The organism is Ancylobacter pratisalsi (assembly GCF_010669125.1).
In the GTDB taxonomy this organism is placed as follows: domain Bacteria; phylum Pseudomonadota; class Alphaproteobacteria; order Rhizobiales; family Xanthobacteraceae; genus Ancylobacter; species Ancylobacter pratisalsi.
On the sequence record NZ_CP048630.1, the window covers coordinates 1334573 to 1353548 of the forward strand.

Here is an 18976-nt window from a genome sequence, read left to right on the forward strand (position 1 = left end):
CGTCCGCCGCGCTATTAGGCCACGGCGCGGATCGTGATGATAAAGTTCACCTGGGGAATTAAACGCATGACGCTCAAGGTTGCCATCAACGGCTTCGGTCGCATCGGCCGCAATGTACTGCGGGCCATCATCGAGTCGGGGCGCACCGACATCGAGGTCGTGGCCATCAACGACCTCGGACCGGTCGAAACCAACGCGCACCTCTTTCGTTTTGATAGCGTGCACGGCCGGTTTCCCGGCGAGGTAAAGGTCGACGGCGACACCATCGACGTAGGCCGTGGCCCGATCAAGGTGACGGCGGTGCGCAGTCCCGCGGAGCTGCCGCATACGGCGCTCGGCGTGGACATTGCGCTGGAATGCACCGGCATCTTCACCGCCAGAGACAAGGCCGCCGCGCACCTGACCGCCGGCGCCAAGCGTGTACTGGTCTCTGCGCCGGCCGAGGGTGCCGATCTGACCGTCGTTTTCGGCGTGAACCATGACAAGCTGACGAAGGACCACCTCGTGGTCTCCAATGCGTCCTGCACCACCAACTGCCTTGCGCCGGTGGCCAAGGTGCTGAACGACGCCGTCGGCATCGACCACGGCTTCATGACGACCATCCATTCCTATACGGGCGATCAGCCCACGCTCGACACGATGCACAAGGATCTGTACCGCGCCCGCGCCGCGGCGCTGTCGATGATCCCGACCACCACGGGCGCGGCCAAGGCGGTCGGCCTCGTGCTGCCGGAACTCGCCGGCCGGCTCGACGGCACGTCGATCCGCGTGCCGACCCCGAACGTCTCGGTCGTCGATTTCAAGTTCGTCGCCAAGAAGAAGGTGACGAAGGAGGAGATCAACGAGGCCATCAAGGCGGCGGCATCGAGCGGCCCGCTTAAGGGCATCCTCGGCCTCACCGACCAGCCCAACGTCTCCACCGACTTCAATCACGACCCGCATTCCTCGATCTTCCACCTCGACCAGACCAAGGTGCTCGAAGGCAACTTCGTGCGTGTTCTGTCCTGGTACGACAATGAATGGGGCTTCTCGAACCGCATGTCCGACACGGCGGTTGCCCTCGGTAAACTGATCTGAATGAGTTTCGGCCGGGCTCTCCACAATGAAGCCCGGCCGCTTCGTATAAAGATCAAAAAAAATCCGAGGGAGAATGCCCGTGAAGGAAGAATCCGCCTTTCGCACACTCGATGACGCCGACGTCGCCAACAAACGGGTGCTCGTGCGTGTCGATCTGAATGTCCCGGTCGACAATGGAAAGGTCACCGACGACACCCGCATACAGGCCGTTCTACCGACGATCCGCGAGATCGCGGACAAGGGCGGCAAGGTGATCCTGCTGGCGCATTTCGGTCGCCCCAAGGGTGAGGATCCGACCCTGTCGCTGGCGCCGATCGCCGGCGAGGTGGCCTCGCGCCTGGGCAAGCCGGTCGGCTTCTGCCCCGCCACCATCGGGACGGTCGCCCAGGCCGCTGTCGCCGCGCTTCAGCCCGGCGACGTGCTTCTTCTGGAAAATACCCGCTTCGACAAACGCGAAGAGGCCAACGATCCCGAGTTCGTTGCCGCGCTGGCAACGCTCGGCGACGTCTATGTCAACGACGCCTTTGCCACTGCCCATCGCGCCCATGCCTCGACCGAAGGCCTCGCGCACGCGCTTCCAGCCTATGCCGGTCGCTGCATGCAGGAGGAAATCGAAGCGCTCGCCAAGGCACTGGAGGCGCCCGAGCGTCCGGTTCTGGCCGTGGTCGGCGGCGCCAAGGTCTCATCCAAGCTCGAACTGCTTGGCAATCTGGTGGCGAGGGTGGACATCCTCGTGATCGGCGGCGGCATGGCCAATACCTTCCTTGCCGCTCAGGGCAAGGATGTCGGCAAGTCGCTGTGCGAGCACGATCTCACGTCGACCGCGCTCGATATCATCGAGAAGGCAAAGGTCGCCGGCTGCGACGTCGTGCTGCCGGTGGACGCGCTGGCCGCAACCGAGTTCAAGGCTCACGCCCCTTGTCGCGTCGCCGCGGTGGACGACATCAAGGCGGACGAAATGATGCTCGACGCGGGTCCGGCGTCGGTCGAGAGCATCATCGCCAAGTTGAAGACGGCGAAGACCGTCGTATGGAACGGCCCGTTCGGCGCGTTCGAACTGCCGCCCTTCGACACCGCGACCGTCGCGGTGGCCAAGGCGGCGGCCGATCTCACCGACGCGGGCAAGCTGCTTTCGGTCGCCGGCGGCGGCGACACGGTAGCGGCGCTCAACCATGCCGGTGTCGCGGCGCGCTTCAGCTACGTGTCGACCGCCGGCGGCGCCTTCCTCGAATGGCTCGAGGGCAAGGCCTTGCCGGGTGTCGAGGCGCTGCGGCGTTAAGACCCGGCGAGAGTCCGGACAGCTCGAAAATCGAGACATCCGGGCTTTGAATGCTGTAAATCCAACTGGCTCGGCCCCGTCGGACACCAGGCTGCGGGGCCGGACACATCTGTTTCGCGCGGGAGAGAGAGATGACGGCTAGCCTCGAAGAGGTTGCGTACAAGCTGGCGGCGGGTGGCAAGGGACTCCTGGCCGCCGACGAGAGTTCAAGCACGATCAAGAAGCGTTTCGATGCCATCGGCGTCGAGTCCACCTTCGAAAACCGGCGCGATTATCGCGAGATGCTGTTCCGGTCCGACGAAGCGATGTCGCAGTACATTTCCGGCGTCATCCTGTTCGACGAGACCATCCGCCAGAAGGCCAAGGACGGCACGCCGCTGGTCGCGCTGATCGAGAAGGCCGGCTCCATCCCCGGCATCAAGGTCGACGCGGGCGCCAAGCCGCAGCCGGGTTGTCCCGGAGAGACCATCACCGAGGGCCTCGACGGCCTCGGCGAGCGGTTCAAGGAATATTACGACCTCGGCGCCCGCTTCGCGAAGTGGCGCGCGGTGATCGATATCGGGTCGCATATTCCCAGCTACACCTCCATCCTCGCCAATGCCCAGGCACTTGCACGCTATGCGGCACTGGCACAGGCCGCGAATATCGTGCCGATCGTCGAGCCGGAAGTCCTGATGGACGGCGACCACGATATCGACCGCTGCTACGACGTCACCGAATGGGTGCTGAAGGAAGTCTTCCAGCAGCTGTTCTACGCCCGTGTGAAGCTTGAGGGCATGGTGCTGAAGCCGAACATGGTCATCGCCGGAAAGAAGTCGGCGAAGCAGGCTTCCACCGCCGAAGTGGCGGAGCAGACCGCACGCTGCCTGAAGAACTGCGTGCCCTCGGCGGTCCCGAGCGTGGCGTTCCTTTCCGGCGGCCAGTCGGACGAAGAGGCGACGGCCAATCTCGACGCGATGATCCGCAATGGCGGGCTGCCCTGGAACCTGACGTTCTCCTATGGCCGGGCCCTTCAGGCCGCGCCGCAGAAGGCGTGGGCAGGCAAGCCGGAGAACGTTGCCGCCGGACAGGCCGCTTTCACCCATCGCGCCAGGATGAACTATCTCGCCGCGCTCGGTCAGTGGACCGAAGAAGTCGAGCACAAGAAGGCGGCCTGAGCCGTATCTTCGCTTTTGCGGAAATGCCGCAAGACACTCAAAACGCCGCCGAAAGGTGGCGTTTTTTGTTTTGCCCGCGTCCGTTCGGATGACGGCTAGCGTTTCGGGGACGAACACGCGCCCTCTTCAAATGACATCCCCGGCACGCGGCCGGGGATGAGGCCTTGAAAGAAAGGCCCGGCGAACGCTAACCGCCTCAGCGGCGGAAGCCGCCACCGCCGTGGAAGCCACCACCGCCACCAAAGCCGTGGAAACCGCCGCCGCCAAAGTTGCCGCGGAAGCCGTCCCGACCCGCGAAGTCCCCGCCACCATGAAAGTCGTCGAAGCCGCCGGCGCGGGCGAAATTGTCCACCCGCTCGTCACCCAGCTGCTGGAAATTGCGCTGCTGGTTCAGGCGGTCGATCTGGCCGGGGTCGCTGTCGCCGCGCCAGCCGTCAATGGTCTGGTGCTGCCAGCCATTCGACCGGTCATACTGATGAATGCTGCCATCATGGTCGGTGTAGATATTGCCGTCGTTCCACGCCACGCCGTTGCCGGTGTGCGCGTTGCCGGCGACGCCGCGACTGTCGACGTTGAGGTGACCGTCATCGGCGGACACGCCGGTCTCCGAGGCGTGGCCAAAGCCTGTGGTCGGGTTGTAGCGCGCCGACTGGCGACCCGCGTCGAAATTGCCGCTGTCGACATTGCCGACCACGCCCGAGCGGGCGGCGCCACGCGCACCGGTCGCCGGATTGTAGTAGCTGCCCTCGCGCCCACCGGCGTAATTGCCGGTCCAGGGGTTGAAGGCCGCGCCCGAACGGCCCTGGAAGGCGGTGCCGCGCCCGGTAACGCCGCTGATGGAATTCGCGACGCCTTCATTGCCGGTCCAGGGGTTATAGCCCCAGGCGTGGTTGATGGTCGCGTTGCCGCCCCAGCGGCCATAGAGGTTGGTCTGGTCGACATTGACGCCGGCCCAGGGGCCACCCCACGGACCCGCCCCCCAATAGGGACCCCAATAAGGCCCCCACGCGCCCCAGTCATAGGCCGCGGCGAAGCCAAAGGCGAAGCCCCCGACCCAGCCAAAGGCGGCGTTGTAGCCATAGGTTGCCGGGCATCCGTACCAGTAGGAGCCGACATAGCCGGGGCAGTCATAGCCGGTGCCGTAGACCACGGTGCCACCCGGCGCCAGCACGACACCCATATAGCCGGGCGTATAGCCGACCGTGACCACTTCGGGGGTCGAGGCGTAGACCCGCACATAGGTCACGTAGTGCAGCGGTGAGGTGACCGGAATGGTGTAGACCGCCGCCGGCACCACGTCCGTGACGAACCACGGCCCGTTCGGAGAACCGGCGACGAACCAGGCCCCCTGGAACAGGGCGTAATAGCGCGTCGGGTCGAGCATGATCACCGGCGTGCGGGTGTTCTCGGCGTAGCTCAGCACCGTGCCCTTTATCGGCACGAATTTCGGCGCGCCGCCGTCATATTGGATGGTCAGCCGGGTATCGCGCGAGATGGTTGCCGTCTGAGGCACCGTCGCGGCGATGGCCGCCTCCTTGGCCTGCGGCGTGCCGGGCACGGCCACCAGCGCGTTGGCCACCGGATCGGTCGGCGATATCTTGGGGAAGTCCGGCGGCAGGCTGGTGCCGGGCACAAAGCTCCAGGGCCCGGTGAGGCCGGCGCCACGGAACCAGCGGCCGGAAACCAGCACGTAATATTGGTTGTTCGAGGGGTCCATCAGCACCGCATGGTCGGCATTGGCCATGCGCAGCAGCGAGGTACCGCCCACCGGCACCATTTGCGGGGCGCCGCCGGTGATCACCAGTTCAGCGGGAACGGTCGAGGAGGCGATGGCGGGCGGAACAGCCGGCTTCTGGCCGCTCGCTGGCAGCATCGATTCAGCGGTCGATTCATAGTTCGCCATGCTTCCCGCCGCTTCGAGCGACGGGTTGGCAGCGGTGGTCACCACCCACGGCCCTTCGATCGACTTGGCGTCGTACCAGGTGCCGGCGGCCTGCAGATGATAGGCACCCGCCGCATCCACCAGGATGAGCGGATGGGTGTTGATCACCCGCTGAAAGCCGACGACGCCTTCAATCGGCTGGGTCACCGGCTTGCCGGCGACCAGCACGAGAAGAGTCGGCTTGTCGGCGAAGATGATCTTCGGCGGCGTGTTGTCGACCGGCTGCGCCAGTTCCTTGCCGAGTTCCTTGTTCGCGGCATAGCTCGTGAGCAGGCGGTCGAGCGCGACCGTCATGCCCTCCGGGGGAATATGCGCCTGCAGAGCGCTCATCACCGCCGTGTCCTGGGTCTTGTCGGTCGGGACGTCCACCGTGGAGATGGTGATGTTGCTGAGCTGGGCCAGCTTGGAAGGCTTGTCGACCGCGACGCGGGCGGTGAAATGGGCGATTCCGTAAGTGGGCGTGCCGTCCTTGGTGCCGATGGCAACAGCCGCGCGGCCGGCGAGCTGGTCGCCGTTCCATGTCTCGATCAGCGGCTGATACAGCTGCAGCTGCTTGTCGCCGAACTCAAAGGTCTTGGGCCAGGTCAGTGCCTTGGGAACCGCGGACGGCGCGGCGGTCTGCCCTGCCGTTGCGGCGGGCGGCGCCGGCTCCTGGGCGAGAGCTGGCGCGGCGACAAGCGCCACGGTGGTCATGAGGACCGCCGCATGCGTGGCGAAGCGAAAACTGTGGCTGGGCATGTTTCCCCTCGAATGGCGTCGCTGACCGACGACAGGCCGGCCGACGGGCGCGCCAGGAAGTCTTGGCGTCGACGAACGACACTCCAACACTTACCACCTCGCGCCATCCGGGGTGAAGCATGGCGGACGTCGGGATCGCGCCGTATTGACCCCATCGAGAATGAAATCCTAACGGTGCTGGACCGCGCCGCCATCGACCGTTAGATGAAGTTCCGTTGCGAAGGCGCCGCGCTTTCGCCGCCATCCTGCGACATGGCTCCCCTTATGTCTCGATCCCGCCCCGAACCTCAACGCCCCGCGCCCCGCCTCTATCTGCTCGTGCCTGCTACAGGCGACGCAGAGGAAATCGCGCGGCTGACCGATGCCGTCGGCCGCGCCGGAGGCGAGGTGGATATCGCTGCCGTGCTGCTGCGCGCGGATCCATCCCCCGCTGCCGACGCGAACGGGGACGTGCTCTCCGAGCGCCTGCGCCCGCTCGTCGCGGCGTGCCATGCCATTGACGCGGCCTGCCTCATTGAGGGCAACACCGCGCTGGCCGGCGCGCTTGAAGCCGATGGCGCCCATCTCGACGGGCTGGCCGCGCTTCGGGCGGCGCTCCCTGTCCTCCGCCCGCACGGCATCGCCGGCATGGGCGGCATCCGCAGCAAGCACGACGCGATGAGCGCGGGCGAGGCCGGTGCGGACTATGTGATGTTCGGCGAACCGGACCTCAGCGGGCGACGCCCCGCTTTTGACACCACGCTGGAGCGCACCGACTGGTGGGCGCAGCTCTTCGAACCGCCTTGCGTGGCCTATGCCGGCACGCTGGAGGAGGTCTCCACGCTGGTCGCGGCCGGCGCGGACTTCATCGCCGTCGATACCCTCGTGCTCGACGATCCCGTTGCAGGCGCACGCGCGATAGCGGCCCGTCTCGGCGGCGAGATGGCAGCCGGCTGATGGCGATGCCGCACCGCAGACCCGGAAGGCTGCCGTTCCAAGGCACGCCGGCCGCTCTCGTGCTCCTGATCCTGATCGGCGGCTGGATGCCTGCTGCATACGCACAGGCGCCCGGCGTCGAGCCTCTTGGCCCCAGCACCGGCGCGACGCCGACCAAGGCCCCCGCCTCGATTACGCTGACGCCAAGCGGCAAGCGCGGCCCCGCGCCCACGCCCGACCCCGCCTACGCCGCCTATCAGCGCGGCCACTTCCGGACCGCCCTCGATCTCGCCGTCAAGCGCGCCAACACCACGGGCGACCCGGTGGCCATGGTGCTGGCCGGCGAGTTGCTCTCGATCGGCTATGGCGTGCCTCAGGATCCGGCCGCCGCGCGCGCCTGGTTCGAGGCCGCCGCCGCCAAGGGCAATTCCGATGCGCTGTTCACGCTCGGCGCGTGGAAGATGGAACAGCCCTCCACCCAGCGGAAGGACGAGGCGGTCGCCCTGTTTCGCCAGTCGGCGGAAAAGGGCAACTCGGCGGCGGCCTATAATCTTGGTCTGGTCTATCTTCAGGGCCTCGTGGCACCGAAGGAACCCGCCCTCGCCGCCGAGTGGTTCCGCCGTGCCGCGAATCTGGACCAGGTGGACGCGATCTACGCGCTGGCGACGCTCTATCGGGACGGCAACGGCGTTCCCCAGGACCGGCTCGAAACCTCGCGCCTGCTGTATCGCGCTTCCGAGCTTGGCAATGTGGTGGCCACCACCGAACTCGCCATCATGGTGTTCAACGGCGACGGCGTCCCCAAGGACGAGGAGCGCGCCGCCGCGCTGTTCCGCAAGGCCGCGCTCGCGGGCAACGCGATCGCCCAGAACCGCTACGCCCGCATCCTGTCCGCCGGGCGCGGCGTGCCGCAGGACAAGGTTGCGGCCGCGACCTGGCACATGATGGCCAAGGCCCAGAAGCTTGACGATCCGATGCTCGACAAGCTGGTCGCCTCGCTCACGCCCGAGGAGCGCACCGAGGCGGAAAGCCGTGCAAAGCTGTGGCTGTCGCCACCGTGACGTGAACCTTGCCCCAAATGCTTCACGATTAGGTCCGATGGTGCATTCTTCGACCTTCCGGACATGGGGCCGGCGGGCGGATTTGCTGTCGTGTCTTGCTCACGCGGCGCCGCGCCGTTACTCATCTCAACGCGTCGCCGAAGGGAGCCGGCGGTCGCGGCTCCTGCACAAGATCAGAGGACTCCGTTTGGCTACCGTCCGTCGCCTCCTGCCCTTCCTGCCGGACCTGCCGACGGGCTTCGGCGTGCACGCCCGAGCGTGGCGCATGAACACGCGTGCCGCAGATACCTATGGCCCGCGCGGCGTGCGCCGTCTGATGGCACTGTTTGCCCTCCTCCTCGCCTTCCTGCTGCCCGCAACACCGGGATTTGCGCTGGACGCGGTGGCGGTTCGGCTTGAGGCGCTGGTGGTGGATCTCGCGCCGGCGATCGAGCGCCACACCAGCGAGACCGACCGCATCCAGATATCCACCGTTCCGGGGGCCGACGGCATCGTGCGGCGGATCGAGGTGCGCTCGGTCGTGCCAGGGCCCGACGGCAGCAAATGGGCGGTGTTCGCCCTCGCCAACAACACCGACGAGCAGGTCGACCGCCTCATCGTCGCGCCGCATTACCGCATGGTGGGTTCTGGCGTGTTCTGGCCGGACCTCGGAAACCGGCGCATCGTCAACATCACCGCCAGCCAGGGCTTCCGCCCGGAACGCCAGAACGATCCGGACGCGGACGTGTTTCTCATCACGCTGGACCCCGGCACCACAGTGACGCTGGTTGCCGAGCTTGGCGATGCGGACCTGCCCCAGCTCTATCTTTGGGAACCGGAAGCCTACAAGGACAAGGTCAACTCCTTCACCCTTTACAACGGCATCGTCATCGGCATCGCCGGACTGCTGGCGCTCTTCCTCACCATCCTGTTCGTGGTGAAGGGCAGCGCCATGTTCCCGGCGGCGGCCGCCCTCGCCTGGGCGGTGCTCGGCTATATCGGCCTGGATTTCGGCTTCTGGTCGAAGGTGTTCGGCATATCGCCGCTGGCCCAGCAATTCTGGCGGGCGGCGGGCGAGGCGATTCTGGCGGCGACGCTGGTGGTGTTCCTGTTCGCCTATCTCAACCTGAACCGATGGCATGTGCGCTACGGGCACATTGCCGCCGGCTGGCTGGTGTTCCTCGCCGCCCTCGTCGGCCTCGCCCTGATCGACCCCTCGGCCGCCGCCGGCATCGCGCGCCCCTCGCTGCTGGTGATCTCGTTCATGGGCTTTGGCGTGGTGATGTGGCTCGCGCTGCATCGTTATGACCGCGCAGTGCTGATCATCCCGACCCTGTTCCTTCTGGTGGTGTGGGTCATCACGGCGGGAATGGCGGTCTCCGGCCATATCGGCAACGACCTCGTCGCCCCTGCTCTTCTCGGCGGTCTGGTCCTCATCGTCATGCTGATCGGCTTCACCGTCATGCAGCACGCCTTCGCCGGCATCGGCTCGGTGGCGGGCAGCGCGCAGGAGCTGGAGCGCCGCGCGCTCGCGGTGGCGGGCTCGGGCAACATCGTATGGGACTGGGACGTCGACACCGACCGCATCCATGTCAGCCCCGAAGCCGAGCTGCTTCTGGGCCTCAAGCATGGAACGCTGGAGACCGAGGCCGCCGGGTGGCTGGACATCATCCATCCCGGCGATCGAGACCGCTTTCGCGCCACGCTGGACGGGCTTCTGGACCAGCGCCGCGGGCGCATCGACCAGGATTTTCGCCTGCGCGCCCATGACGGGCACTATCTGTGGTTCAACCTGCGCGCCCGACCCGTGGTGGGCACGGATGGCGAGGTGGTGCGCTGCATCGGCACGCTGTCAGACGTCACGGAGAGCCGTACCGCCGAAGAGCGCATGCTCTATGACGCGGTGCACGACAACCTGACCGGCCTGCCCAACCGCGAACTCTTCCTCGACCGCCTGACCTCGGCCAACGGTTTTTCCCGCGCGGACGATACCCTGCGGCCGACGATCATGCTGATCGACCTCGATCGCTTCAAGCAGGTGAACGCCAGCCTTGGCATGCCGGCCGGCGACTCCATCCTGCTCACCGTGGCCCGGCGTCTGATGCGGCTGACCAAGCAGCAGGATACGCTGGCACGACTGGGTAGCGACCATTTCGCCCTGATCCTGCTCTCCGAGCGCGACCCGGAGCGAATCACCGCCTTCGCCGACACATTGCGCCGTACGCTGCGCGCGCCGATCACCTTCGGCGACCGGGAGATCTTCATCACTGCCTCGATCGGCCTTGTCCTCGCCGACGGGCAGAAGCGCTCGCCCAACGAAATGCTGAAGGATGCCGAGCTGGCGATGTACTTTGCCAAGCGCGTGGGCGGCGACCGCATTGAGGTGTTCCGGCCCAGCATGCGCACCCACAAGCTCGACCGGCTGACCATGGAAGAGGACCTGCGCCAGGCGCTGGAGCGCGGCGAAATCAGCGTCGTCTACCAACCGGTCGTGGATCTGGCGACCCGTGCCGTCTCCGGCTTCGAGGCCATGACGCGCTGGCAGCATCCCACATTGGGCACGCTCGGCCCCGACGACTTCCTTTCCGTCGCCGAAGATAGCGGGCTGGTTGTCGATCTCGGCCTCTTCCTGCTGGACAGCGCGGCGCGCCAGCTGGGCGGCTGGCAGCGCTCATCGCGCAGCGAGCCGATCTTCGTGTCGGTCAACATCTCCTCGCGCCAGATGCTTCGCCACGACCTGCTGCAGGACATCAAGGCCGTGCTCGCCCGCAACGTCGTCGCGCCCGGCACGCTGAAACTGGAACTCGCCGAATCGCTGGCGATGGAGAATCCGGAATACGCGGCCCAGATCCTGTCGCGGATGCGCGAGCTTGGCGCCGGCCTGTCGCTGGACGATTTCGGCACCGGCTATTCCTCGCTGGCCTATCTGCAGCGCTTTCCTTTCGACACCATCAAGGTCGACCGCACCTTCATGAAAGCGCTGGGTCGCAATGGGAACAAGGCGCAGCGCCCCATCATCCTTCGGACCATCATCAACATGGCCCATGATCTGGGCATGGACATCGTCGCCGAAGGCATCGAGACCGAGCAGGCCGCGGCCGCGCTTGGCAAACTGGGCTGCCGCTATGGCCAAGGCCGGCTGTTCGGCGAGCCGGTGAGCGCAGAGGAAGCGCGCAAGCTGATCAACGCCGACGCGGCTCCCCCCTCGCTGATCGAGCGCGGGCGCCAGCTCTCGCGTGCGGCCGCCCGCGGGGTGACGCGCGCCGCACCGCGCACCGCGCCGCAGGAGGGCGAGGCAGACAAGAACGGCGACGCGCAGACCAGCGCCGGCGCGCCGGCTGCCGGTCAGGCTGCGGCGGCCCCGCCGAAGGCCAAGCCCCCACGTCCGCCTGCCGACAAGCCAGCTGAACCCGCCGCACGGACGAACGCCGACGCCGAAGAGCCGGCCGCCAGCGGATCGGCATCGATGCCGCCGGCCAGCCCTGTCATGGCGCCGTCCAAGCCGGCGTCCTGACAGCCTTTCCGCGCGGCTATTCTGGAGATAGAGGGCACAGGACCGGCCAACGCAGGGATAGCGCGTCAGGCGTGGCCGGATTCGGAAGACAGCATTCCCGGATCAATGCCGATCTTGCGCAGCGCATGGTCGTATTTGGCGTCGGTATCGGTACCGAACACCAGCGAACTATCCGCCGGGCAGTGCAGCCAGCCATTCTGCTGGATCTCATTCTCCAGCTGGCCGGGCGCCCAGCCCGCATAGCCCAGCGCCAGCACCGCGCTGGCCGGACCGCCACCGGCGGCGATCGCCTTCAAAATATCGAGCGTCGCCGTCAGACATATGCCGTCATCAATCGGCAGCGTCGAATCCTGGATGAAAAAATCGGCGCTGTGCAGCACGAAGCCGCGTCCGGTCTCCACCGGTCCGCCGCGCAGCACCGTCACGCCGCCGGCGCCGCTCGGCAAGTGAATCCGCTCGTCCTGCGGAATGACGTCAAGCTGCACCAGAAGATCAGTGAATTTGATATGGCTCGCCGGCTGGTTGACGATGATGCCCATCGCTCCCTCGGGCGAGTGGGCACACACATAGATGACAGCCCGGGCAAAACGCTCGTCGCGCATGCCGGGCATGGCGACGAGCATCTGCCCGTCAAGAAAGGTTCCGGGCGTATCGCCAGCAGAACCTTCATCACTTCCTCGTCCCATCCACATGACCGGAAGCGTAAACCCAAGCTGTGCATTTTCAACCCCGCTCCCGCCTGGGCGCGCGACGCACGGCAAGGGCTCACACGAAAGTGCGGCCGCCGGGGTTTCGCGCACGGGCCGAAGAGGCTATCGCCATGATCATGCATCGCAGCCTGCCCATTATCGCCACCCTGCTCGCCACCGCCTCGTTCGGGCCGCTCACGGCCGGAGGGGCCCAGGCGGAAACCGCGTCCGAGTGGTCCGCACCAAGCGGCACGGCCGTGCGTCTGCTCGGCGGACCGACGGAAAATGGCGCGCGCACGGCCGGCGTCGAGATTCGCCTTACCCCCGGCTGGAAGACCTATTGGCGCTATCCCGGCGACAGCGGCGTGCCACCCCATTTCGACTGGTCCGGTTCGGAAAATCTGGGTGCGGTAACCATTCGCTGGCCGGCACCGGTCCGCTTCGACGAGGGCGGAAGCTTCTCCGTCGGCTACAAGAAGGACGTCGTGATCCCGATCGAGGTCACGCCGGTCGACGCCTCCAAGCCTGTGACGCTACAGCTCGCCCTCGATTTCGCGGTCTGCGAGAAGATCTGCCAGCCGGCGAACGCCGCCGTGACGCTTGATCTTCCCGCCGGTGATGGCACGGCCTCCCCGACCCTCGCCGATGCGCTCGCCCATGTCCCGGTCCCCACGGCGATCCGTTCTTCCGGGACACCGGCCGTCCGCAAAGTCGCGCTGGAAGACGTGAACGGCGAGCCGTCGATCCGCGTCGAAACCGCGGTCGGAGACGCCGATCACGCCGATCTTTTCGTCGAAGGACCCGACGAAAGCTGGGCCCTGCCCCTCCCCACGCGCGAGAATGGCGCCGATGGCACGACGGTTTTCGTCCTGCCGGTCGATGGCGTGCCGAAGGGCGCGGACATCGCACGCACGCCGCTGCGCTTCACCCTGATCGACGGCCGCCGCGCAATCGAAGTTGAAGCGCCGCTTTCCGCACGCTGAAGCGTCTTCCCGACACGCGGGAAATGACTATGCTACCGCGCGAGCGAGAGCGCGCAGCCCCTTGACCGTGATCGACGACATCGCGGTCGGGCGGGCTTTTGCGCGTAGCTCGACGTTCCACACGCAAAATCACCGCGCCGAAAGGAGACATCTATGACGATCAAGGTTGGCGACATGCTGCCCAGCGCGACCTTCCGCGTCGCCACTGCCGACGGCCCGGTGCCGAAGTCGACGGACGAGATCTTCAAGAACAAGAAGGTCGTGCTGTTCGCCGTACCCGGCGCCTTCACGCCCACCTGCCACAAGAATCACCTGCCGAGCTTCATCGCCCGCGCCGACGAAATCTTCGCCAAGGGCGTCAGCACCATCGCGGTCACCGCGGTCAATGACCCCTTCGTGATGGAAGCGTGGGAAAAGGCCTCCAACGCCGGCGGCAAGATTGTTTTCCTCTCCGACGGCAATGGCGATTTCGCCAAGGAAATCGGCCTCTCCTTCGACGGCTCCGCCGCCGGCCTGGGCCTTCGCTCCAAGCGCTATTCCATGCTGGTAGACGACGGCGAAGTGCTGGTCATGAATGTCGAGGATGTGCCGAGCAAGGCCGACAAGACCAACGCCGACGTGCTGCTCACGCAGTTCTGATATCCCGGTCCCGGCGCCCGGCGCCGGGATCGCCCTTCCCGCGCTCAGGCGATGATGTCAGGGCAAATCTGGTCCTCGACGAAACTGATGCGGTCCTTCAGCGCCAGTTTGCGCTTCTTGAAGCGCGCGAGCTGAAGCTGGTCGTTGCCCGGCATGTCGTGCAACGCCTCGATTGCGACATCCAGATCGCGGTGCTCTTGCCTCAGACGCTCCAGAAGCGCCCTGAGCTCGCGTTCCTCGTCCGCCATTATCTGTGCCAAAACGCCCAACCCGCCGACTGACTCGCCCCCGCTACCGACGGGGCCCTCCACACAGTATTGCCGTCCTTCCGCCGGCCCGCAATACGGCCCGGCCCACGCGAACGTGCTGCAGTGCAGCACATCGTTCCGTCGACAGGCGACGCCGCAAGTGACAGACTGATGACGTTCACTTCCAGAGACAGGGAGATATCGTCCATGTCCATGCAGGCGCATGTTACGGAGTTGGAACGTCGCCATCAGGCGCTCGAAAAGGAGCTGCGGGCCGAAGTCACCCGTCCTAGCTCCGACGAGGTACGGGTCACCGACCTGAAACGACGCAAGCTCCTTCTGAAGGACGAAATTACGCGGCTGAAGGAGTCTCCGCTTCATTGAGCCGAGACTCTTGATAGCGCTGACTTTGCCGCCGGCCTCCTGGGCCGGCGGTTTGTTTTTGAGGACGACATTTCTCCATCTCGCCCTGTCGGACGACCGCGCTGCGCTCGACAAAGGTCGTAAGCATTTCCGCTTCTTGAAATCACAGGCCGGAAACGGAATTCTGGGCACAGCCAAAAAAACAATAATGTGACCCTTGGAGACGCCACGATGACCACCCCGGACCGCCCGGTTGCCACCAGTCGCTATCCCGCCATCTACGATCGTTCGATACAGGATCCGGAGGGTTTCTGGCGCGAGGCGGCCCGCGCGATCGACTGGATCGCCGAACCGAGGGAGATTTTCGATTCCTCGCTCGGCGTCTATGGGCGCTGGTTCGTCGGTGGCCTTACCAATATGTGCCACAACGCGGTTGATCGGCATGTCGATGCGGGCCGCGGCCAGCAGCCGGCGATCTATTACGACAGCCCGGTCACCGGCACGAAGCGCACCGTCACCTATTCCGAACTGCTGACCGAAGTGCGTCTGCTTGGCGGCGTGTTGCGCGATCTCGGCGTGGAGAAAGGCGACCGTGTCGTCATCTATATGCCGATGATCCCCGAGGCGCTGTTCGCCATGCTGGCCTGCGCGCGCATCGGCGCGGTGCATTCGGTCGTTTTCGGAGGCTTCGCGGCGGCCGAACTGGCAAGCCGCATCGACGATGCCCGCCCCAAGGTTGTTCTCTCCGCCTCCTGCGGCATCGAGCCGAACCGGACCGTTGCCTACAAGCCGCTTCTCGATCTGGCGCTGACCATGACCAAGAACACGCCGACGGCGTGCGTGGTGCTGCAGCGCCCCCAGGCCGAGGCAAGCCTGAAGGAAGGTCGCGACCACGATTGGAACGCGCTGCGCGAGAAGGCTGCCACGGGCGGCCGTTGGGCGGAATGCGCCACCGTGTCGGCCACCGATCCGCTCTACGTCCTCTACACCTCCGGCACCACCGGGAAGCCCAAGGGCGTGGTGCGCGATACCGGCGGCTACATGGTCGCGCTGCGCTGGTCGATGGAAGGTCTCTACGGCGTGAAACCCGGCGAGGTGTTCTGGTCCGCCTCCGACATCGGTTGGGTTGTCGGGCATTCCTACATCGTCTACGCGCCCCTCCTCACGGGCTGCACGACGGTGCTCTATGAGGGCAAGCCGGTCGGCACACCCGACGCCGGCGTCTTCTGGCGGGTGATCGAGGAATACAAGGTCAGCGCGCTGTTCACCGCGCCGACGGCGCTGCGCGCGATCAAGAAGGAGGACCCGGAAGGCAAGTTGATGGCCGACTATGATCGGTCATCCCTGCGTACTCTTTTTCTCGCCGGCGAGCGCGCCGATCCCGATACGGTGGAGTGGGCGCAGGACAGGCTTTCCGTGCCGGTCGTCGACCATTGGTGGCAGACCGAGACCGGCTGGGCCATCGCCGGCAATCCGATCGGCCTCGGAGCCCTGGATATCAAGGTCGGCTCGACCGGTGTGCCGATGCCCGGCTACACGATCGACATTCTCGATGAGGGCGGGCACCCCGCCGGGCCGAACAAGATGGGGGCGATCGCGATCAAGCTCCCGCTGCCGCCCGGCTGCCTGCCGACACTGTGGCGGCAGGACGAGCGGTTCCGGGAAAGCTACCTCACCGAGTATCCCGGTTACTACAAGACCGCCGATGCCGGCTTCTGTGATCCCGATGGGCAGCTCTACATCATGGGTCGCACCGACGACATCATCAACGTCGCCGGTCATCGCCTCTCCACCGGGGGCATGGAAGAGGTTCTCGCCTCCCATCAGGACGTCGCTGAATGCGCGGTGATCGGCATCCACGACGCGTTGAAGGGTGAAGTGCCGTGCGGCTTCGTGGTCCTTAAGGCTGGAGTGACCCGCGCGCCGAACGAGATCGAGAACGAGATCATTGCGCTGGTGCGCGAGCGCATCGGCCCTGTCGCGGCCTTCCGCATCGCCATCGCCGTGCACCGCCTGCCCAAGACGCGCTCGGGCAAGATCCTGCGTGGCACCATGAAGAAGATCGCCGATTCCGAGCCGTGGAACATGCCCGCCACCATCGACGATCCCTCCTCGCTCGATGAGATCGCCGCGGTCCTTAGTGCGCGTGGCCTGTCCAAGGCCTCGGCCGCGTAAGCCACGGATCCACGCGTTCCGGCAAGGGCGCGGCAGGCGCCGTGCCGGGACGCACCGAATCCGATCAAACCGGTGGGCGGACATGCGCCCGCCAACCCCATCTTTACCAAACGTTCACCCTTTTCGCGCTCGACTGGAGCGTGAATGAAGCGCCCCTTTTGCGGGGCTGCCGAACCTGGTTCCGGGTGGAGTTTTCGACGATGCAGACCGGAACACGGCCAAAGCGCCGGATCGCCGTCCTTTTCGGTGGCCGCTCGCCTGAGCATGACGTTTCCATCCTGTCAGCGACCAACGTCATGCGCGCCCTCGACCCGGCGGCCTATGACGCCGTGCCGGTGTTCGTCACGCGCGAGGGCGCATGGCGGCTCGCTCGCTTCGACGGCTCGGCCTTGGAAACACCCGTCGCCGGGACGCAGATCGCGCTCATTCCCGGAGGGGGCGGGCGGTTGGTGGCGATCGACGAGGCGGCTTCTGGAGACAGAACCTACCGCGACCTGCCCGCCATCGATCTCCTGTTTCCCGTGCTTCACGGCCTGCATGGCGAAGATGGCTCGATCCAGGGACTGGCCGAGGTCGCTCGGGTGCCGCTGGTCGGCTGCGGGATGACCGGCTCGGTCACCGTGATCGACAAGGATCTCGCCAAACGGCTGCTGAGGGATGCGGGGCTTCCCGTCGCGCGCGCGCTGGTCATTCGATCTGGCGACACGCCGTCCTTTCCGGACGTGCAACGCACGCTCGGGCTGCCGCTGTTCGTGAAGCCGGCGCGGCAGGGATCTTCCTTCGGCGTCAGCAAGGTCACATGCGAGAGTGAGTATGAGGCGGCGCTCGCCGAAGGCTTCCGGCACGACATAAAGCTGCTCGCGGAGGAATTCGTCGAGGGGCGGGAGATCGAATGCGCGGTGCTGCAGCGGCCGGATGGCGAGCTTTTCGTCTCCCGTCCCGGCGAAATCGCCCCAGCGGCCAGCCATGGCTTCTACAGCTTCGAGGCCAAGTATATCGACGCCGACGGCGCGGCGGTGATCGTCCCCGCCCAACTGCCGGCGGAGGTGGAAGACGCGTTGCGGGCGATGTCCGCCGCCGCTTTCGAGGCCACCGGCTGCGACGCGATGGCCCGCGTCGACTTCTTTCTCAAGCCGGATATGAGCGTCGTCATCAACGAACTCAACACCATTCCCGGCTTCACCGATATCAGCATGTACGCCAAGGCGATGGCCGCGAGCGGCGTCAGCTACCCGCAGGTCCTCGACGCCCTCGTGGATCACGCGCTGGCGCGCGGCGGGCGCTAGCGACGTTCCATAAAGAAGGGGCGCCCGAAGCGCCCCTTTCCATCCCTGCGGCACAGGCCGAAAGGCTCATTCGTCCTCGGCTTCGCTCTTGCGCGAACCACCAAGCTTGGCAAACACGGTGTCGAGGTCGATGGCCTCTTCGCGCGGCTTCGGCGTGGGGACGAAGGGCTCGTCCATGGCACCGTGCCCGGTGGTGACGTCGGCCGGCAGCAGCGTCGCGCCGCCCTCGCCGGCGACAGCCGCCGGGCGGTCCTTGGAGGAGCGCTGCACCTCGATGTCGAGGTCGATCTGCGAGCACAGGCCAAGCGTCACCGGATCCATCGGCGTCAGGTTGGCCGCATTCCAGTGGGTGCGCTCCTTGATCGACTCGATCGTCGTCTTGGTGGTGCCCACCAGACGCATGATCTGGCTGTCCTTCAATTCGGGATGACTGCGCAGCAGCCACAGAATGGCGTTCGGCCGGTCCTGGCGCTTGGAGACCGGGGTGTAGCGCGGACCACGCCGGCGCTTGGCCTCGGGCAGCTTCACCTTCGGCTCAAGCAGCTTCAGGCTACGGCTCGCATCCTTCTCGGCACGCTCGATCTCGTCGCGGCCGAGCTGGCCGGTCGTGACGGGATCCAGCCCCTTGATGCCCTGCGCGACCTCGCCATCGGCGATGCCCTTCACTTCGAGCACATGGAGCTTACAAAAATCGGCGATCTGGTCGAAGGTCAGAGCCGTATTCTCGACCAGCCACACGGCGGTGGCCTTCGGCATCAGGGGGGCGTTCGCCATGGGACGCGTCTCCATCCAATTGGGTCGTTCGGCCGCGCAAGCGCTCTCACGCGCTCCGCCGCCCTTTGTGGGAGCGGAGCCTCGGACCGTCTCGCGATGACCGGGATCGCGCAAATATAGGCCGCCCGGCGCCATCCTGCAAACCCAAAGAAGACAT

At 66.1% G+C, this 18976-nt stretch carries 15 protein-coding genes; 11 read left to right on the forward strand and 4 right to left on the reverse strand.

Features of this window, described 5'->3' with window-relative positions; translation table 11 throughout:
* Window positions 1–66 precede the first annotated feature (66 nt).
* The 3 genes from gap (at window position 67) to G3A50_RS06485 (ending at window position 3513) form a co-directional block, all read left to right on the forward strand.
* A complete protein-coding gene (gene gap / locus G3A50_RS06475) occupies window positions 67–1077 on the forward strand; it encodes a type I glyceraldehyde-3-phosphate dehydrogenase (protein WP_163074493.1) in 1011 nt (336 codons plus the stop codon).
* A 73-nt stretch (window positions 1078–1150) separates the two neighbouring features.
* Window positions 1151–2356 (forward strand): phosphoglycerate kinase, encoded by a 1206-nt coding sequence (locus tag G3A50_RS06480; RefSeq protein ID WP_210255235.1) that lies wholly within the window; start codon window positions 1151–1153, stop codon window positions 2354–2356.
* Between the two features lie 131 nt (window positions 2357–2487).
* The gene (locus tag G3A50_RS06485; protein WP_163074495.1) at window positions 2488–3513 is read left to right on the forward strand and encodes a class I fructose-bisphosphate aldolase; all 1026 of its coding nucleotides are present in this window, start codon (window positions 2488–2490) and stop codon (window positions 3511–3513) included.
* 196 nt (window positions 3514–3709) lie between these two features.
* On the opposite strand, the gene G3A50_RS06490 is transcribed toward G3A50_RS06485, so the two are convergent.
* Complete coding sequence (locus G3A50_RS06490; RefSeq protein ID WP_246252185.1) at window positions 3710–6193, reverse strand: carbohydrate-binding family V/XII; 2484 nt, start codon at window positions 6191–6193, stop codon at window positions 3710–3712.
* 264 nt (window positions 6194–6457) lie between these two features.
* Here G3A50_RS06490 and G3A50_RS06495 point away from each other — a divergent pair, with 264 nt between their 5' ends.
* From G3A50_RS06495 to G3A50_RS06505, 3 genes are all read left to right on the forward strand, one after another.
* Complete coding sequence (locus G3A50_RS06495; RefSeq protein ID WP_246252187.1) at window positions 6458–7129, forward strand: thiamine phosphate synthase; 672 nt, start codon at window positions 6458–6460, stop codon at window positions 7127–7129.
* Entirely contained in the window at window positions 7129–8169 is a 1041-nt protein-coding gene (locus G3A50_RS06500) for a tetratricopeptide repeat protein (protein ID WP_246252189.1), read from the forward strand. Before G3A50_RS06495 ends, G3A50_RS06500 begins: the two co-directional genes overlap by 1 nt.
* A 316-nt stretch (window positions 8170–8485) precedes the next feature.
* Window positions 8486–11662, forward strand: coding sequence for an EAL domain-containing protein (locus G3A50_RS06505; protein WP_246252384.1), 3177 nt, complete (start codon window positions 8486–8488; stop codon window positions 11660–11662).
* A 65-nt stretch (window positions 11663–11727) separates the two neighbouring features.
* Here G3A50_RS06505 and G3A50_RS06510 read toward each other — a convergent pair whose 3' ends face one another.
* Window positions 11728–12354, reverse strand: a complete 627-nt coding sequence (locus G3A50_RS06510; protein ID WP_163077369.1) for a YqgE/AlgH family protein — start codon at window positions 12352–12354, stop codon at window positions 11728–11730.
* 128 nt (window positions 12355–12482) lie between these two features.
* Here G3A50_RS06510 and G3A50_RS06515 point away from each other — a divergent pair, with 128 nt between their 5' ends.
* Together G3A50_RS06515 and G3A50_RS06520 are read left to right on the forward strand one after the other, a co-directional pair.
* Window positions 12483–13334 carry a protein-disulfide reductase DsbD domain-containing protein gene (locus tag G3A50_RS06515; protein WP_246252191.1) on the forward strand — a complete coding sequence of 284 codons (852 nt, stop codon included), beginning with the start codon at window positions 12483–12485 and terminating at the stop codon, window positions 13332–13334.
* A gap of 153 nt (window positions 13335–13487) precedes the next feature.
* Entirely contained in the window at window positions 13488–13973 is a 486-nt protein-coding gene (locus tag G3A50_RS06520) for a peroxiredoxin (protein WP_163074497.1), read from the forward strand.
* Between the two features lie 44 nt (window positions 13974–14017).
* On the opposite strand, the gene G3A50_RS06525 is transcribed toward G3A50_RS06520, so the two are convergent.
* Entirely contained in the window at window positions 14018–14221 is a 204-nt protein-coding gene (locus G3A50_RS06525) for a YdcH family protein (RefSeq protein ID WP_210255236.1), read from the reverse strand.
* 207 nt (window positions 14222–14428) lie between these two features.
* Between G3A50_RS06525 and G3A50_RS06530 the strand changes: the two genes are divergently transcribed.
* From G3A50_RS06530 to G3A50_RS06540, 3 genes are all read left to right on the forward strand, one after another.
* Window positions 14429–14605 carry a YdcH family protein gene (locus G3A50_RS06530; RefSeq protein WP_163074498.1) on the forward strand — a complete coding sequence of 59 codons (177 nt, stop codon included), beginning with the start codon at window positions 14429–14431 and terminating at the stop codon, window positions 14603–14605.
* A gap of 210 nt (window positions 14606–14815) precedes the next feature.
* Complete coding sequence (locus tag G3A50_RS06535; protein ID WP_163074499.1) at window positions 14816–16759, forward strand: propionyl-CoA synthetase; 1944 nt, start codon at window positions 14816–14818, stop codon at window positions 16757–16759.
* Between the two features lie 200 nt (window positions 16760–16959).
* Complete coding sequence (locus tag G3A50_RS06540; RefSeq protein ID WP_163074500.1) at window positions 16960–18045, forward strand: D-alanine--D-alanine ligase family protein; 1086 nt, start codon at window positions 16960–16962, stop codon at window positions 18043–18045.
* Between the two features lie 66 nt (window positions 18046–18111).
* Here G3A50_RS06540 and G3A50_RS06545 read toward each other — a convergent pair whose 3' ends face one another.
* Window positions 18112–18819, reverse strand: coding sequence for a DUF1013 domain-containing protein (locus G3A50_RS06545; RefSeq protein WP_163074501.1), 708 nt, complete (start codon window positions 18817–18819; stop codon window positions 18112–18114).
* Between the last annotated feature and the right edge of the window lie 157 nt (window positions 18820–18976).

Bases quoted from the DNA above. Each gene is read 5' to 3' on its own strand.
- G3A50_RS06520 (WP_163074497.1), top strand. From the start codon at position 13,488: ATGACGATCAAGGTTGGCGACATGCTGCCCAGCGCGACCTTCCGCGTC.
- G3A50_RS06495 (WP_246252187.1), top strand. From the start codon at position 6,458: ATGTCTCGATCCCGCCCCGAACCTCAACGCCCCGCGCCCCGCCTCTAT.
- G3A50_RS06505 (WP_246252384.1), top strand. From the start codon at position 8,486: ATGGCACTGTTTGCCCTCCTCCTCGCCTTCCTGCTGCCCGCAACACCG.
- G3A50_RS06500 (WP_246252189.1), top strand. From the start codon at position 7,129: ATGGCGATGCCGCACCGCAGACCCGGAAGGCTGCCGTTCCAAGGCACG.
- G3A50_RS06510 (WP_163077369.1), bottom strand. From the start codon at position 12,354: ATGTGGATGGGACGAGGAAGTGATGAAGGTTCTGCTGGCGATACGCCC.
- G3A50_RS06525 (WP_210255236.1), bottom strand. From the start codon at position 14,221: ATGGCGGACGAGGAACGCGAGCTCAGGGCGCTTCTGGAGCGTCTGAGG.
- G3A50_RS06485 (WP_163074495.1), top strand. From the start codon at position 2,488: ATGACGGCTAGCCTCGAAGAGGTTGCGTACAAGCTGGCGGCGGGTGGC.
- G3A50_RS06490 (WP_246252185.1), bottom strand. From the start codon at position 6,193: ATGCCCAGCCACAGTTTTCGCTTCGCCACGCATGCGGCGGTCCTCATG.
- G3A50_RS06540 (WP_163074500.1), top strand. From the start codon at position 16,960: ATGCAGACCGGAACACGGCCAAAGCGCCGGATCGCCGTCCTTTTCGGT.
- G3A50_RS06515 (WP_246252191.1), top strand. From the start codon at position 12,483: ATGATCATGCATCGCAGCCTGCCCATTATCGCCACCCTGCTCGCCACC.
- G3A50_RS06545 (WP_163074501.1), bottom strand. From the start codon at position 18,819: ATGGCGAACGCCCCCCTGATGCCGAAGGCCACCGCCGTGTGGCTGGTC.
- gap (WP_163074493.1), top strand. From the start codon at position 67: ATGACGCTCAAGGTTGCCATCAACGGCTTCGGTCGCATCGGCCGCAAT.
- G3A50_RS06530 (WP_163074498.1), top strand. From the start codon at position 14,429: ATGTCCATGCAGGCGCATGTTACGGAGTTGGAACGTCGCCATCAGGCG.
- G3A50_RS06535 (WP_163074499.1), top strand. From the start codon at position 14,816: ATGACCACCCCGGACCGCCCGGTTGCCACCAGTCGCTATCCCGCCATC.
- G3A50_RS06480 (WP_210255235.1), top strand. From the start codon at position 1,151: ATGCCCGTGAAGGAAGAATCCGCCTTTCGCACACTCGATGACGCCGAC.